General features: G+C 63.2%; 19 protein-coding genes and 1 pseudogene. 15 read left to right on the top strand and 5 right to left on the bottom strand.

What is annotated here, in order from left to right; genetic code table 11:
• Window positions 1–49: 49 nt before the first annotated feature.
• Window positions 50–859: an ABC transporter permease gene (locus ACP690_RS17665; protein ID WP_426261858.1), complete on the bottom strand. Its 810-nt coding sequence runs from the start codon at window positions 857–859 to the stop codon at window positions 50–52.
• A 29-nt stretch (window positions 860–888) separates the two neighbouring features.
• Between ACP690_RS17665 and ACP690_RS17660 the strand changes: the two genes are divergently transcribed.
• On the top strand, window positions 889–1,485 hold the full coding sequence (locus ACP690_RS17660; protein ID WP_024310602.1) for an NAD(P)/FAD-dependent oxidoreductase: 597 nt from the start codon (window positions 889–891) through the stop codon (window positions 1,483–1,485).
• Window positions 1,486–1,561: 76 nt separating this feature from the next.
• Here the strand turns inward: ACP690_RS17660 and ACP690_RS17655 are convergent, their stop codons facing one another.
• A complete protein-coding gene (locus ACP690_RS17655) occupies window positions 1,562–2,317 on the bottom strand; it encodes a Crp/Fnr family transcriptional regulator (RefSeq protein WP_231372555.1) in 756 nt (251 codons plus the stop codon).
• 502 nt (window positions 2,318–2,819) lie between these two features.
• On the opposite strand from ACP690_RS17655, the gene ACP690_RS17650 reads away from it, so the two are divergent.
• The 11 genes from ACP690_RS17650 (at window position 2,820) to ACP690_RS17600 (ending at window position 11,281) form a co-directional block, all read left to right on the top strand.
• Window positions 2,820–4,196, top strand: coding sequence for a mechanosensitive ion channel (locus tag ACP690_RS17650; RefSeq protein WP_010408810.1), 1,377 nt, complete (start codon window positions 2,820–2,822; stop codon window positions 4,194–4,196).
• A complete protein-coding gene (locus ACP690_RS17645) occupies window positions 4,193–4,552 on the top strand; it encodes a hypothetical protein (protein WP_010408808.1) in 360 nt (119 codons plus the stop codon). Before ACP690_RS17650 ends, ACP690_RS17645 begins: the two co-directional genes overlap by 4 nt.
• Before the next feature lie 135 nt (window positions 4,553–4,687).
• Window positions 4,688–4,897: a hypothetical protein gene (locus tag ACP690_RS17640; RefSeq protein WP_010408806.1), complete on the top strand. Its 210-nt coding sequence runs from the start codon at window positions 4,688–4,690 to the stop codon at window positions 4,895–4,897.
• 2 nt (window positions 4,898–4,899) lie between these two features.
• Window positions 4,900–5,826, top strand: a complete 927-nt coding sequence (locus ACP690_RS17635; RefSeq protein WP_024310604.1) for a DUF389 domain-containing protein — start codon at window positions 4,900–4,902, stop codon at window positions 5,824–5,826.
• Window positions 5,827–5,886: 60 nt separating this feature from the next.
• On the top strand, window positions 5,887–6,858 hold the full coding sequence (locus ACP690_RS17630; RefSeq protein ID WP_170170544.1) for an L-lactate dehydrogenase: 972 nt from the start codon (window positions 5,887–5,889) through the stop codon (window positions 6,856–6,858).
• Complete coding sequence (locus ACP690_RS17625) at window positions 6,855–8,540, top strand: YhjD/YihY/BrkB family envelope integrity protein (RefSeq protein ID WP_010408800.1); 1,686 nt, start codon at window positions 6,855–6,857, stop codon at window positions 8,538–8,540. Before ACP690_RS17630 ends, ACP690_RS17625 begins: the two co-directional genes overlap by 4 nt.
• 288 nt (window positions 8,541–8,828) lie before the next feature.
• Window positions 8,829–9,644, top strand: coding sequence for an aquaporin Z (gene aqpZ / locus ACP690_RS17620; protein ID WP_010408798.1), 816 nt, complete (start codon window positions 8,829–8,831; stop codon window positions 9,642–9,644).
• Window positions 9,645–9,662: 18 nt separating this feature from the next.
• Complete coding sequence (locus tag ACP690_RS17615; protein WP_154651465.1) at window positions 9,663–9,878, top strand: hypothetical protein; 216 nt, start codon at window positions 9,663–9,665, stop codon at window positions 9,876–9,878.
• Between the two features lie 49 nt (window positions 9,879–9,927).
• Window positions 9,928–10,308, top strand: a complete 381-nt coding sequence (locus ACP690_RS17610; protein WP_010408796.1) for a hypothetical protein — start codon at window positions 9,928–9,930, stop codon at window positions 10,306–10,308.
• A gap of 67 nt (window positions 10,309–10,375) precedes the next feature.
• Window positions 10,376–10,900: a Dps family protein gene (locus ACP690_RS17605; protein ID WP_010408793.1), complete on the top strand. Its 525-nt coding sequence runs from the start codon at window positions 10,376–10,378 to the stop codon at window positions 10,898–10,900.
• A 111-nt stretch (window positions 10,901–11,011) separates the two neighbouring features.
• On the top strand, window positions 11,012–11,281 hold the full coding sequence (locus ACP690_RS17600; RefSeq protein ID WP_010408791.1) for a hypothetical protein: 270 nt from the start codon (window positions 11,012–11,014) through the stop codon (window positions 11,279–11,281).
• 328 nt (window positions 11,282–11,609) lie between these two features.
• On the opposite strand, the pseudogene ACP690_RS17595 reads toward ACP690_RS17600, so the two are convergent.
• Window positions 11,610–11,717 (bottom strand): annotated as a pseudogene (locus ACP690_RS17595) (PEP/pyruvate-binding domain-containing protein); the annotation flags it as partial.
• A 346-nt stretch (window positions 11,718–12,063) separates the two neighbouring features.
• On the opposite strand from ACP690_RS17595, the gene ACP690_RS17590 reads away from it, so the two are divergent.
• Window positions 12,064–12,324, top strand: a complete 261-nt coding sequence (locus tag ACP690_RS17590; protein WP_426261857.1) for an arylsulfatase regulator — start codon at window positions 12,064–12,066, stop codon at window positions 12,322–12,324.
• 259 nt (window positions 12,325–12,583) lie between these two features.
• Window positions 12,584–12,892 (top strand): hypothetical protein, encoded by a 309-nt coding sequence (locus ACP690_RS17585; RefSeq protein WP_010409222.1) that lies wholly within the window; start codon window positions 12,584–12,586, stop codon window positions 12,890–12,892.
• Window positions 12,893–12,894: 2 nt separating this feature from the next.
• On the opposite strand, the gene ACP690_RS17580 is transcribed toward ACP690_RS17585, so the two are convergent.
• Both ACP690_RS17580 and ACP690_RS17575 read right to left on the bottom strand, forming a co-directional pair.
• Window positions 12,895–14,154: a Y-family DNA polymerase gene (locus ACP690_RS17580; protein ID WP_007406368.1), complete on the bottom strand. Its 1,260-nt coding sequence runs from the start codon at window positions 14,152–14,154 to the stop codon at window positions 12,895–12,897.
• 5 nt (window positions 14,155–14,159) lie between these two features.
• Window positions 14,160–14,573 (bottom strand): LexA family protein, encoded by a 414-nt coding sequence (locus ACP690_RS17575; RefSeq protein WP_007406310.1) that lies wholly within the window; start codon window positions 14,571–14,573, stop codon window positions 14,160–14,162.
• Between the two features lie 116 nt (window positions 14,574–14,689).
• On the opposite strand from ACP690_RS17575, the gene ACP690_RS17570 reads away from it, so the two are divergent.
• Window positions 14,690–15,139: a hypothetical protein gene (locus ACP690_RS17570; protein ID WP_007406364.1), complete on the top strand. Its 450-nt coding sequence runs from the start codon at window positions 14,690–14,692 to the stop codon at window positions 15,137–15,139.
• Window positions 15,140–15,385: the final 246 nt, after the last annotated feature.

The raw sequence follows: 15,385 nt of genomic DNA, 5'->3' as shown, positions 1-15,385 counted from the left end.
CGCCCGCCCTACGCCGCAACCAGCACGAACAGTGCGCCCGTCATACCCGTTACGCTGCTCGACGAAGGGGGTCCCTTTTGCACGCCGATAGGGGGTCCTTTTTGGACGCCGATTGACAGCCGAGAGCGGCTACCGTGGCCGCGAACACAGGAAGGGCGAGCAGCAGGCCGGGCACATTGCCGGTGCGTGGCACGTCCTGCACCCAGAACGCGAACCCGAACACGAACAGGCCGGCAAAGATGCCGATCAGTGTCATCGCTATCCAGGTGCCGAGGGCAGTTGCCCGGTCGCGCTGCCAATCACCACGCCGACGTCGTTCAGCGATCAGCCGCGCCGACGCGAAGAGCAACGTTTGCTGAAGTATGATGTTGGCGATCGCCGGGAACACGTAGTCGCGATAACCACCGGTGGTGTTGAACAGCGGCTGCATGACGATTGTCGCGCCGGACCCACTGCGATGAGCGATGAGGGCCCCAGTCACTTCAACCGCCTGCTCTCTCACGACATCGCCTAGCGCGCGGGCGATCCCTTCAGCACGCACGAAGTACGCCCCGTTGACGATCAAGGCCGCCCCCGCCCCGGGCCGCCCCTTCAGTGCCGCTCCGCCGAGACCTTTCGACAGGTAGAGAATGCCGTCGGCACGCCGTTGGCGCACTTCTTCACGCGCCGCCATGATGTCGGGCACCAGCGCGACGATCCGAACGGTGGGCGTCTCGCCCAGATGCCGGATCACGGCCCGGGATAGCGGTGTTCGGTCGCGGTCGACGACGACCATCGGCAGGGCCAGCGCCTGCTGCTGCGAATAGGGTGCAGGGTAGTAGAAGGCGTAGAATAGCACCGAAATGACCGCCAGCGACACGAGTTCGCGCGCTTGCAGGACCTCGAACTGTGGTCAATCGCAGTCCGCAGATCGATCCCGCCACGCACAGGCGGGCATTGGAAAGCGGCAAGTTGCGCTACTGCCCGATCTGTGACGGCTTCGAGGTCACCGACACGCGCATCGCCGTGATCGGTGCCGACGAACACGGCGTCGCGGAGGCGCTTTTTCTCAGGACATATTCGTCGAAGATCACGTTGCTGGCGGAGCGGACCGTCGACCTCGACGAAGAGGACCGACAGGCGCTCCAAGAGGCCGGGATCGCACTCGCCGGTGCGCCGCTAGCCTCGATCGACTTCGAAGCCGCAGATGATGTTATAATTGCGCTGGAAGACGGTGCCGGCACGGTGGTCGTGGACACCGTGTATCCGGCGCTCGGCTCGGACATCAACAATGCTCTGGCCATCGATATAGGGGTCGCGTTGAGTGACTGCCGGTGCATTGCCACTGACGAGGATCAGCGCACAAATCTACCCGGTTGCTACGCTGCCGGCGATGTCGTGGCCGGTCTCGATCAGATCAGCGTGGCGACAGGTCACGGGGCGAAAGCGGCAACGGCGATTCACAACGCGCTTCGAGCGCTTGACGGGCAGACGGCGGACAAATGATCGGTTCCAAGCGTCTCAGCGACCTGACCGCGTCCATATCACACCAAGACCATGCTCGCGATCGCCGCACCAGATGTCAGTCTTCGCACTCACTGCTCGGTGGCTGCGTGAACAGTTTCGATATCTCACCCCGGATGAGTGCGTAACATTCGCAGGACACCTCCCGCAGTAGGTCGGGATTGATCACCGAGATCTTGCCGCGTTTGTACTCTATCGCTCCGATCGAGAGAAACTCGCGGGCAACGATGTTGACTGCGTTTCGCTTGACCCCGAGCATTTCGGCAAGGAATTCCTGCTTCAAGGGCAGCCTGTCGGTCTCGGTCCGATCGTGGGTGGTCAGGATCCAGCGCGCGAGGCGCTGGCGAACGGTGTGAAGCGCGTTACAGGCAACCGACTGCAGTGACATTCGCACCATGACCTCGCGCCAGCGAGTAACGGCCGAACAGAATTCCACGCTCTCGTCGACCAGATCTTCGAAATCTTCCGCTTTGACCCGGTAGCCGCTGCCGGGGAGTTGAACGACGTAGCGGTTGAAAGCGTCGTCGACATAGCCGCTCGCACTCAATCCTGCGGCTCCCTCACGCCCGATCGTCATTCCCTCAGCGGTTCGACCGTCGCTCATGACCGCGACCAGCGAGATCATGCCGGTCAGCGGCAGAAAGACGTGAGTGAGCGGTTGCCCGGGCTCGTACAATACCTGTCCGGCTTCCAGCAGCACGGGCTCCAGACGATCGTCCATCCGCGCCCGCTCATCGGGAGGAACCCGATCGAGAAGGTGGTTGCTGCTCGAAAGAGCCGCACCGTTCTCGCGACCTGCGGGATCGTCAGCCAATGAAAAGCTCCTCTCTAGCTGCATGCTCAACGCGCCGCCCTACACCTCGATCAATTTCGACAAAAGAAACCTCAGCGGGAACGCGCCATGTGAAAAACCGTTAATGAACGGTTGAATACATAACGGGGCGATAGCGGCATGGTTCGATCGACATGGAGAGCGCTAGGCGGCACGGCGATGCCTGTCGCCGGGGCTGTTCTGCTCGCTTCCTGTGCCAGCCCTTCGACACGAATAGCTACCGGGCTTGGAGGGTACGGACTAAGCGAGGGTTCGGCCCGATGCATGGGAGATCGCCTGCAGTCACGCCTGTCGCTGGGCCAGCTCCGACAACTCGGGCGCGCCGCACAAGCTTTGAGTCAGTCGCAGGCCGGGCGCCTGACGGCCAGTGACCTGATCCGCGCGGGCGCTCAGGTCAACGATGTCAAAATACCCCTGGAAGTCACGAAAGCGGCCGCATCTTGCGGTGCGTTGAGGGAAGCGGCCGGGGTTCAGGGAGGTTGATATGAACGATGTCCGATATGCGGGGGGAACCGTGATTGACGGTACCCGCGACTTCACAAACCAGGTCTGGATGTACGCGCAGGAATGGGGGCCGCGCATTATCGGCGCGCTGGTCATTCTTCTGATCGGATGGCTGGTTGCACGCGCCGTCAAATGGGGCGTCGCGAACCTCATCAATCGGACGCCGCTGGCGCGGCGCGCCAATCAACCCAACCATCCGCCACGCGATAAGTCGACGATCGGTGCGCAGGTCGGGGATGCTGCGTTCTGGGTCGTTCTGCTGGTTGCCTTCTTCCTTGCAGCGCAGCCGCTCGGCCTCGCTAGCGCGACGGGTCCACTTGCCGACATGCTGAACGGCTTCGGCAATGCCGTGCCGCGGATCATCGGCGCCGGTCTGATCCTTTTCCTCGGGTATATCCTGGCAAGCGTGGCGAAGAAGGCGGTCGAAGCCGTCATCACCGCCAGCCATGTCGAACGATTGTCGGCGCACGTCGGCAGCACGCCGCCCGCCGACCCGAGCGCCTTGCCGCGCGCGGTCGGTAGCGTCGTGTTTGCGCTGATCATCATTCCGGTGGCGATCGCAGCGCTCGACACACTCAATATCGCCGCCATCTCGCAGCCGGCGACTGCCATGCTGCGGATCATTCTCGACGCCATTCCGCATGTGATCGCGGCAGGCATCATCATCACGCTTGCCTACTACCTCGGCAAATTCGCTTCGCAGCTGATCACGTCCTTCCTAGGCTCGACCGGCGTTGACAAGGCGATTAACTCCCTGGGCTTGTTTCCCCGGAGCGATGCGCCCGTCGACGGCGTCACCGGCGCCGAGCAGGTATCCGTCAAGGCGGGTGCGACGCTCACCCCGTCGAAGATGATTGGGTCGGGTGTCTTCATCGCCATTGTCATCTTCGGTTTGATGGAGGCGTTCCGGCAGCTCAATTTCGCCTATGGTTCGCGGATCATGGCGGAGGTGCTGACGCTCTTCGGTCAGGTGGTCTTCGGTGCGATCATCATCGCCGCAGCCGTCGCAATCGCACGCCTGATCTCGACGACAATTAAGGCAAGCGGCGGGGCCGGTGCCGACTTTACCGCTTCGCTCACAAAGGTGGCGATCATCGTCCTGGGCACAGCTATCGGGTTGCGCTTCATGGGTCTGGCGGACGACATCATCAATCTGGCGTTCGGCCTCATTCTCGGGGCGATCGCGGTGGCGTTCGCACTCGCTTTTGGCCTTGGCGGGCGCGATCAAGCCGGCAGGATCGTGCAGAGGCTGCTGGGCAAGGCAGAGGATGAGGCGAACCGCCCTGCTGCGCCCTCTACCGTACCGGTCGCCCCTGCGTCGCCGATCGCTCCGCGCGAACAGGACACGCAGGCATGACCCGCTGGATGAGCAAATCGCTGTTGGCTGTCGGCATCCTGCTGGCTGGCTGTGACGGCCGTCGCGAAAACGCCGGAGAGCAGGCGGACGCCAATGCCGGCGTCGTCTCCGGCGAAGATACGTTGGCCAGCGGCCCTGCAGAAACGGCGGGAGAGGCGCAGGATCGTGCGGCAGAAAGCGCGAACGCGGCGATCGAAGCGAACGCCGATGCCGCCGAGGTCCGCGCGGACGCGATACGCAGTACGGCCGATCGGGAAGCCGATGCGCTCGAGGAACGAGCCAAGAAGGTCCGTCGGGATGCCGAGCAGAAGGCCGACGCGGCCGAAGACCGTGCAGACGCCATTCGCGGCAAATGATGTTCACGGGTCGATCGCCCGGGACTGTACCTAAAGGCCCAGAGAGGTCGCGCGTAGCAACTTGATCGGGGCCCGGGGGCACGCGCTCCCGGGCCCCATCTTACCCCTACTGCTTTGACACCGGAATGGCGCGATATGGAAACACCCGATGATTGCGAAGCTGCCGCGATCGAGCGCGAGCTTGGCTACTGCGAAAGCCGTGCGCACGCGGAAAAGCGGGCAGCGCGCCTTAGCCGGAGCGTCGAGGCAGTCATCGCCCACCGACGCCTTGCGGACGCATACGATTCAAGAGCGCAACGCCTGCAATGTCGCGTCGAAAATCACCTTTATCCGGCCAAGGAATAATCGTGCATCGTGTCATCGACATTACCGTGCCCTCGAACCGCGGCGAGCAGCTGATCGCCGCGCTGAACCAGCTCGAAGGGGTAGTCGGGCTGACGTGGCAGCACGGCGCTTCGATCAAACCCGTCGGCGACGTGGTGACCGTCCACGCCCTCAATCGTGCAACCGACGATGTGATGCGCGCCGTGGCGACGATCGGCGGCGATACGCCGTTCACTGTCGTAACGGCGGAGGTCGCGAGCATCAGCGACCCCGGGAACCAGAAGCAGATCGACGCCGACGTCGACGAGGCGATATGGGAGGAGCTCGAAACCGGTCTGCGGCATCAGGGACGCCTCACCGCAAATTTCCTGCTCTTGATGGCACTTGGCGGCGTTATCGGCGCCGCCGGAGCGTTCACTGAACCCGCGATCGCAGCGGTGGCATATGTCGCGTCCGCGATCATCGCTCCCGGGTTCGAGCCCTTGGCGAAATTGCCGTTGGGCATCGTGCTGAGACGGGCCGAAGTAGCCCGTGCCGGCATGCTGGCGACGCTCACCGGCTACGCAGTTCTGGCGGCTGCCGCAGGGGCGACATGGCTACTGCTTTCCAATTTCGGCGGGGTTCAATCGTCAGCGTTCCTTGAAGGCGACGTCCTCAAGCATACGATCCATCCTTCACCGGAGCTTTTGACGATCGCGCTTGCCGGGGCTTTTGCCGGCGTACTTATTCAGGCCTCGTACCGCCGAAGCGTGATTGCGGGCGCGCTGGTCGCCATGCGGCTGATCGAAGCAGCGTCGGTGGCGGGCATAGCCCTGGCGATGGGGCGCCTTGATTTGGCGGCCGCCAGCGGGGCGCGATTGGCGGTCGACGCCGGCTTCGTACTGGTCGCGGGTGTGATCGTTTTCGGCCTCAAGCAGCTCATCGTCCACCGTCGCGCGCCGCTGCACTGACGGCTCGCGTGGTCCCGCTCCCTGCACCCGCCTTTATTCGATGAAACGAAACCCCTCACAATGAACGATCATTCCGCCTCCGCAACGCACGATAACCGGGTCTGCATCATCGGCTGCGGGCGGGTCGGGATGGCGAGCGCCTACGCGCTCATCCAGAGCAGCTTCATCCGCGAACTCGTGCTGGTCGGCCGAGACCGCGAAAGGACCGAAGGCGAGGTCATGGACCTCGAACACGCGGTCGCGGTCCCGATGAAGTCTCCCATCAACGTCATCAACGGCAGCTACGCTGACGCCGCATCCAGCTCCGTAGTGGTCATCGCTGCCGGAAAGGCCACAGGCGGCAGCGACACCTCGCGGCTCGATCTCCTCGACGCCAACGCACCGATCGTGCGTGAGATCGTCGGCAAGCTCAAGAAGGAGGGGTTCGACGGCGTGATCGTCATGGCAACCAACCCGGTCGACCTGCTCGTCCAGGTCGCGCTCGAGGAAACGGGGCTCCCGACAGGCCAGATTGTCGGGACCGGGACGTTGGTCGATACCGCCAGATTGCGCGGAATGCTCGCCGAAGCATTCGATATCGAGCCGCGCGGGGTCGATGCCTATATCATCGGCGAACATGGGGATTCCGAAGTCGCCGTATGGAGCGGTGCACGCATCGCCGGCGTGCCTCTCCTCCGGCACTCGGACAGCGGAGAGGCACGGGACCTTGATCGGATGCTCGAGCGTGTTCGTCGCGCGGCACCCGAGGTCGTTCGTCGCAAGGGGCATACCGTATATGCCATCGGTCTGTGCGTCCAGCGGATCTGCGAAGCCGTACTGCGCAATGAGCACGCGGTTATTGCGGTCTCCACGGTCCTTGATGGTGAATATGGTCGGACCGACGTGTGCCTCGGCACACCGTGCGTGGTCGGCAAGAACGGGATCGAGCGGATCATCGAGCTCGATCTCGACGAAGAGGAGCGCAAAGCTCTCCACCGCTCCGCTGAGACATTGCGGCGGCTTAACCCTCGATTATCGGCAGGCGCGGCATGACGATCGGGAACGACAAGGCCGGTGCTGGAGCGCGGTCGCCGTTCGCGATCCCGACCGAAGGCTGGCTGGCCGTGCTCCGCCGAACCTGGGAAGAGACCGGCAAGGACAATATCGGCCTCATCGCCGCCGGTATCGCCTTCTATGCATTCGCCGCGATCGTCCCGCTGCTCGGCGCGGTTGTCCTCAGCTACGGTCTCTTCGCCGAGCCCGAGACGGTTCGCAGTAACGTCGAGCACGTGTTCGCCGCAGTGCCGCGCGAGGCGGCCACCATCATCACCGAACAACTCGTGACCGTCGTCGAGACCTCGAAGGGCAAGCAGGGTCTCGGCCTGATCATCGCGATCGCGCTCGCCTTTTATGGCGCCACCAAAGGCGCGTCGGCGATCGTGACAGCGCTCAACGTCGCTTATGGCGAGACCGAGCGGCGCGGGTTCTTCCGCGTCAACCTCCTGTATTTCGCGCTGGTCGCCGGCGGTGTGTTCCTGATCTTCCTGGCGATCGCATCGACAACGCTTCTCGGATTTCTCGAAAGCCTGGTTCCGCGCGCTTCGGACGTTCTTCTCACACTCATCAGGGTCGCAGGTTACGCCCTTCTGGGAGCATTCGTCGTGACGGCTGCCGCGATCCTGTATCGCTTCGGACCGGATCGCCGCAAACCGTCATGGGTCTGGCTATCGCCGGGATCGCTGGCCGCCACAATGCTTTGGCTGGGCGGGACCGCCGGCTTCGGCGTCTATGTGTCGAATTTCGGCAACTATGGCGCGACCTATGGTTCGCTGAGCGCGGTGATTGTGATGCTCACCTGGCTGTGGCTGTCGGCGTTCGTCTTTCTGCTGGGCGCCGAGTTGAATGCCGAGCTCGAACGTCAGGTCGAGGGCGAGGGGGCGGAGGCGCAGCCATCTACCTCTCCTCTCAGCGATTCGCCGCACGGGCGAACGCCAGACCCGTCAGGTGACGATCGACGGGCGAGGGCGCCCGACAAGTTCGGGACACGCGCTCCCCCGACCAACGGCCCGGCCTGGGTCGAGGGTGCGCTGTGTGCCGTGGGGCTGCTCCTGCTGCGCAACGGCAAGCCCGGCAAGGCGGCGGTGGCCATCGTCGGCGCAGTCGCCGCCTATAAAATCGGTCGGGGCGCAAGCACTCGGGGCAGCAACGGCTTAAAACTCTCGGCACAGGTAACATCGAACGAACCCGAGCGTTCGCACCTCTCACCAACGAAGGAACACCCAATGGCAGACCGTGACAATGATATCAGCGTCCTCAACAGCCTGATCGCCACCACCCTCGACAGCGTGGATGGCTATACCGAAGCCGCCGGCGATATCGAAAATCCTCGCTACGGCAGCGTGTTCTCGGATCGTGCTCGTGAACGCCGCGAGGTCGTGAGCGACCTTCAGGCGGAAGTCCGCCGTTTGGGCGGCGATCCCGAAGATGACGGGACCGTGCTTGCCGGAGCCCACCGCATGTTCCTCGACCTCAAGGCCAAGGTCACGGGGCAGGACGACAAGGCGATCATCGACGAGGTCGAGCGGGGCGAAGACCATATCAAGGCGAAGTTCGACGATGCGTTGGCGAAGGAGGATCTGTCGCCGGAGGTGCGGGCGGCAATCGCGAAGGCCAACCAGTCGGTGCAGGAAGGCCACGATCAGATGCGCGACCTGAAGCATAGCATGGAACGCTAACACCAGAACCTCAGCGACGCCGATACGCGTTGCCGACGTGACTTTTCAGCCCGGTCCGCACGCGCGAGGCCGGGCTGAATTATTTGAGTCCAACGCAGCCAAGCCATCGTCATCTCCAGAGTCCGTGCGCGAGCGGTTCTTTCGTGCCTGAACGGAACCCGCCGCTTACACTCTGGTTAGGCATCCTGCCGTGCATAGGCATTTTTACATCGAACGGGGATCGTCACCAATGAACAACCGGATGGTCAGGCCTGACACCTCGCTAACGCGCTTCGCCGAGGTCCGCATATGACTGACGCGGTCGTGCACCCTCCACGCGCGCGCATGTCCAAGCGCATGACGGCGGAGGCGTTCGGCACATTCTGGCTCGTGCTCGGTGGGTGCGGCACCGCCGTGCTCGCGACCGGGGAGGGCGGTGTCGGCGTTCTCGGCGTTGCGCTGGCGTTCGGCCTTACCGTGTTCACCATGGCGTTCGCCATTGGCGCGATTTCCGGGGGACATTTCAATCCTGCGGTTACGGTCGGCTTAACCGCCGCAGGCCGCTTCCCGGCGCGTGAGATTCCCGCTTACGTGGCGGCCCAACTCGTCGGCGCGATTGTCGCTTCGCTGCTCCTTCTCATGATCGCCCGCAGCATGCCCGGGTTCGATCTCGGAGGATTTGCGACGAACGGGTACGGCGATGCATCCCCCAAAGGATATCCGTTGGTCATTGCGCTGGTCGTCGAGACGGTGCTGACGGCAGCTTTCCTGATGGTCATCCTCGGCGCGACCGACGAACGGTCGCCAGCGGCATTCGCGCCGCTGGCGATCGGTTTGGCGCTGACCCTGATCCACCTCCTCTCGATCCCGGTGACCAACACGTCGGTCAATCCTGCGCGCAGTACCGGCCCTGCCTTGATGATGGAAGGCACCGCTCTTGCTCAGCTGTGGGTGTTCTGGGTCGCGCCGCTGGTCGGTGCCGTGCTCGCCGGTCTGGTCGGTCGCTGGCTGTTCTCGCATGCCGACGATGTCCGATCGCCCGGACCCATCTCGGTCGCCAAGCTGGATCGCCTGGTGGACCCGGTGACGACGCCGACAGCGGGCTATGACGTCAACAGCAAGTAATCTTGAAAGGACACTCTGATGGCTACCCTTCCTCCCGATCCCTACGCTCCCGATCCGGTCCATGATCCCGATGGCGCACCCCGGCCCGACAATCAGCCAGACAGCTTGCCCGGGCCGGATAATCCCGATGCGCCGTCGATCGATGATCCGGAAGTTCCCGATCAGCAGCCGGTAGAGGAGCCCGGAGCTCCGGGCGACGCGCCGAGCGATAGTCCGACACAGACCCAGGCCTGATGGCTCCCGCACTGTTGCAGACAGTAAAGTTTTGAAGAGGATCAATAAAATGGCAGTGAAGTTCGCAGGCACGATGAATGCGATCAATCGCGGTCTCGAAGATACCAAGCCCGGCAAGGGCGTCGATATGATCGAGGATTGGGAAGCCGCGCTGGCAGACGTCGATGTTCCGGGTGCGAAGGGCATCTTGCGTGATCTGACGTCGTTACGGAAGCAGCTCGAGAAGTCCGAGCCGGACGCCGATCGGGTCCATGCGCTTGTTCACCGCCTTGGCACCGCCACGACGAAGATCGCCGAGAAGGCCGATAAGTCGCAGGACAAGCTTAAGGCCCTGGGTGAGGCGCTGACCGAGGCGGGCGTGGACAGCCCCGACGAGGACGAGGATACCGACGCCGCCGCCGCACCGAAGCGCGCGCCCAAGAAGAAGTGATCGAGGCGGCGGGACGATCGTCCCGCCGTCCTCGCGACCGTTGTTAACTGATCGAAGGAGTAAGCTCATGGCGAAGTCGGAGAAGGGTTCGAAACGCGCCGAACGCGTTGAAAGCGATGGCACGGCACTGAACACCAGCGTCGAGAGCAGCGCTCGCGATCAGGTAGCCGAGGCACTGACCAAGGCGACTGCCGACAGCTATACCCTGTATGCCAAGACCCTCGGGGTTCATTGGAACGTCCAGGGGGCTAGCTTCTACGGTCTGCACAACATGACGGAGGCGCAGTATCAGGAACTCCACGAAGCGGCCGACGCGATCGCCGAGCGCATCAGGGCGCTGGGCAAACTTGCCCCAACGGGTAACGCCTCATTCCGCGAGCTGACGGTCATCGACAATGATGCGCCCCATAAGCCGACGCGCGAGATGATCGCTGAGCTTGTCGACGACAACGAGAAGGTCGCGCGGCGGATGAGCGAGTTTGCGCAGCTGGCTGACGAGGCTGGCGACCTGTTCAGTCACGACATGCTGGTCGCCAGGATCGGCGTCCATGAGCAGAATGCATGGATGTTGCGCGCCAGTCTTTCTGATTAAAAAAACCGACGCGGCGGCGAATTGTAGGATCGGCACGCCGACTTCAACGCCGCGAAGAAATGAAGTTAGCCGGGCGATTGTTTTTTGAGGGACAACCACGGGAGACGAACGATGAAGAGGATTTTAGCGGGCACGGCCGCGGTTGCGGTGATGTCGCTGGCGGCTTGCAACAGCAGTCCGCGCGAACAGGCTGCCGACAACATCGAGGCGAACGCCGAGCGCGTCGCGGACAACCTCGAAGAGGCGGCCGACAACGCGCCAACAGAAGCTGCGGAGGATCGCCTGGAAAATCGCGCCGACGCGGCGCGCGAGCTGGGGGACAAGAAGGCCGAGGATATGCGGACCAACGATCCCGACACCAATCTCTCGAACGGTATGTAGAATGGAGTCTCAAGCGTAGCAGCTGTTCAGAGTAGCCAATTGGAAATTGGGCGCCTACATGTCACGGGTGCCCGACTTCTAACCTCCTGCCAGCGCTCAAGCCCGGTTGCCGGCATTAGAGACGGCAATCGCAAGTGTTGAGTGCCAGCGAAACCTATCGACGTGCACGCCACAGCGACTTGAAGTCGGCTACTCTTCTGAGGCCGCATGATGCCATGCGGACGGCGTCATCGCAGAATCTCTTTCTGAGCGTACTGTCCGTCGTCAGAACATTCGGCACAACTCGCGGCGTAAATTAGCGGAGTGGGGGCCTCGTCTGGGGTTGATGTTAGGCGGCGCGCTTGCGGTGAAGCAAGCGCCGATGTTGGATGGTCTGTCGTTTGATCCTTTCGCGCTGTTTTATGATGGCGGGAGCCCTTCCGAAGTAGGTGTAGGCGCTTGCAATCATAGCGGCGTGTGCTCGCAAACAGCCTGATTTCCTGCTCACGCTTTCTGCCACTGGCGGGGAGCGTCCTGCTCGAATTATCTGCCAGTGTGCTCGCCATCATCCGGCGCTGCTTGCAAACGGGGCGTTGTGCTCACGCTCCGTGCCAATGGGCTCTCCAAACCCGTAGCCGGCAAGCGCTTTTGTGAAGCAGGTTTCCAGAACAGTTCTGACAAGCGGCGGGCCGCAGAAATGCGTTGTCGTCATGGCCCGCCCGCGAGGTCGTCAGAAAGGAAGGTTTTCGCGAACAGGGCCAGCGCATAATAGGCGATGACACCACGCAAGCGGAAAGGGTGCGATGACCAAAACCGAAATGCTGGAGACGATGAAACGCCTCGACGCCCATGCGAATGCCCTGCTGCTGATCGGTGCTTCCGATATCGATCTGCTCGGCGGCATGTTCGACGTGATGCCGGACTTCAAGGCGCTGCTCGATGCCGGATACGGCGAAGAGCTCGAGAGAAACGCCGGTCGCTTCCCCGGCCTGCACCGCTACGCCGTCATGCTCTCAAATATCGCCGAAGGGATCGCGGACGGCTCCATCCGGGTGCCACGCTGACGCCACTCCCGCTGGCAGATAATGTGAGCAGGCGACCATGACTGCGAGCAGCGCCGGATGATGGCGAGCACATTGGCAATTAGCGTGAGCAGACTGCTCCGCCCATTGTCAGATAATCCGAGCAGAAAATCGCTCCGTTTGCGAGCACACGCCGCTACGATTGCAAGCGCCTACATGTATCCATAATCGCTCCCGCGACCGGCACGATGCTGCCGCCAAATCGTTGATGGCCTGACGGAAATTCGAGGGAGAACATCGAATGCGTAGCCTGGTTGCTGTGTTCACGGTCGGGATATTCGCGATCGCGACCCCTGCCGGCGCGCAGGACATGCCCGGCGCAGTCGATCTGGGCGCGCAAGCGCGCACCCAGGTTCAGTCAGCGACTGCTCGTGGCTATGCCGAACGGGGCGGGGCGGCGACCGCGCGAGGTCCGAACGGGGTGCCACTGTCCGCTCGCGCGAAAAGCTATTGCGACAGCTATTCCGCACGGTTGCGCCAGTACGGCGCGAAGGATGGGCGAGTGATGAAGCTGGCAGCGGCCTGCCGGCAGGCAGGCTATCGCTATTGATCTCACCGCGCGATCGGCACCTGATCGATCCGCGTGGTCCAGGACGGGCTCTTGAAAGCACGCTTGGTGTCGTAGCTCTTCTGGCCAAAGCCCTCGGAGGCAAGCCGCATCGTGTTGCGGCCGAACCGCCCGTTGAGCCCGTCGATCGCGGCGAGCAGGGCAGGGGATCGCGGATCGGGCACCGCGAACAGGTCGGCCTGGTGCGCGGTCATCGGCTCCAGCCCCTCGAGCATGACGCCGCACTTGGTGTAGACGCCGCCAGTTTCGTACATGACATCCGCCATGCGGCCCGCCATACCGCCGATCACGCGCGGATCATTGGTCGCCGGCGACAGCCGCGCTATGCGCGAGGCGGACGGCGCGTTGGGCTTGAACCGGCTTCCGTGGGCAAAGGCGATCAGGCGGGTGGCAGCGAGATCCTGCGCGCGGATCTTCTCGGCCGCGCGGACCGCGCGGCGCACCATCGCCTCGCGCAGCGCCGCGACCTCGCGCACCGGCTCACCGAAGCAGCGGGTCACCGCGGTCGCCTTGGACGGGGGTGGCTCCGGCTCGAAATCGGTGCATTCGACGCCGTTCAGCTCGCGCACGAGCCGCTCCAGCACCACCGTCCCCACGTCGCGCGCGACCTCCGGGGGGAGGGCGGCAAGATCGGCCGTCGTCCTGACGCCGAGCGGTCGCAGCCGCTCGGTCATCGCTCGCGCGATGCCCCAGACCTCCTCGACCGGCCATTGCGCGAACAGGCGCCGCCGCAGCTCGATGTCGTGCAGGTCGACCACGCCCTTCCAGACCTTCTCCGACGCCTTGGCGAGGGCGTTGGCAACCTTGCTCAGCGTCCGGGTCGGGCCAAGCCCGATGCGGATCGGCAGGCCCGTCGCACGCTTGACGGCCGCGATCACGCGGTGCGCGGCCGCCACGTCGCCCAGGCCGTTCGGGAGCACCGGCAGGCGAAAGAACGATTCGTCGATCGAGTACACTTCGACCGTGCAACTGTGCTCGGCGAGGACCTGATTGAAGCGACGATTCATGTCGGCATACAATTCGTAGGAACTGCTGCGGTATTGGATGCCATGCTCGCGGACGATATCACGAATCTTGAACATCGGCGCACCCATCTTGATGTGCAGCGCCTTGGCCTCCTCGGAGCGCGCGATGGCGCAGCCGTCCCCGTTACTCAGCACGATGAGCGGTTTATCGCGCAGCGACGGGTCGAATACCCTCTCCGACGAGCAATAGAAGTTGGAGACGTCAGCGATCGCCCACATGGCGGTCAGCCCTGCAGGTTGCGCACGGAGGCGCGGACGACGCCCCACACTTCGACACTCTCATCCGCGATCACCGCGTCGTAGCGCATCCGCGCGTTGCGGGCCTCGAGGACCGGCTTGCCGTCGCGCCAGACCAACTGGCGGATCACGAAGCCCCCGTCGACCACGGCGATGACGATGCGGCCGCTAACCGGCGTGGCGTCGCGATCGACCACCACCACGTCGTCATCATAGATTCCAGCGTCGATCATGGACTGTCCGCTGACCCGGAACACGAAGCTGGCGGCGCGGTCGAGGCGCAGCAGCGCCACGAGATCGATCGCGGTTTCCTCCCAGTCCTGGGCAGGCGAGGGGAAGCCAGCGCCGGCCGCGCTCACCACCCTCAGGCGAAACGCTGGCGGCAGATCGGCGATCGGCATCGGTTGGGACAGGGGAATCACACACGCGGACATGCGCGCATGATATGCTGGATAAGAACATGAAGGGAACGAGATTTTCCTTTTGTTCTCATTTCGCATGACTCATAGAGTCATGGATGCCGATCCGCCCCGAAAACCGCTGGCTGTACCCGATCGACTGGCCGCTGCTGTCGGACCAGATCCGGTTCGTGCGGGCAGGAGGGCGCTGCGAACGCTGCCGGCGACCGCATCTTCGGCACGTCGCGCATCTGGGCGATGGGCGCTGGTGGGATAGCGAAGCGCGATGCTGGCGATCGGGAGAGGGGCGACGGGTGAAGGTCGGCGACCTCTTCGCGCTCGACGTCGTGCGGATCACCTATGTCGTGCTGGCCTGCGCGCATCTGGATCATGATCCTGGCAATAGCGCGCCGCGCAATCTCGCCGCGCTATGCCAGCGATGTCACATGCTCCACGATGCCGAGGAGCATCGCTGGCAACGCTGGTGGAATGCGTTTCGGCTGCGCGCGCTGCAGGATCTTTACGAAGATCCGCGACACGCTCGCGCGCGAGAACGACGGCGCGGCTAACTCGCGACTGACTGGCAAGCCTTAGCTGCGAAAAAGCCACGTCAGTCTCTGCAAGAACGATGCCGGAAATCTGCTAAGCCATTGGTTTAACATAAGATATATTATCGAACAAAACAGGAACGTGGCTTTGTAGACGCAACGTACAAATGGCACACTCCCGCTATTTAGAAAAGGCACAGCCGTTCTGCAGCGGGCCTCCGGTGCCATAACCATCCTCGGACATCGAGGATGTGTGAGCGATGACGG

The organism is Sphingomonas sp. DC4900 (genome assembly GCF_049896485.1).
Taxonomy (GTDB): domain Bacteria; phylum Pseudomonadota; class Alphaproteobacteria; order Sphingomonadales; family Sphingomonadaceae; genus Sphingomonas; species Sphingomonas aquatilis.
Note: the sequence above shows the minus strand (reverse complement) of the source record. Positions and strands in the feature narration are given on the sequence as shown.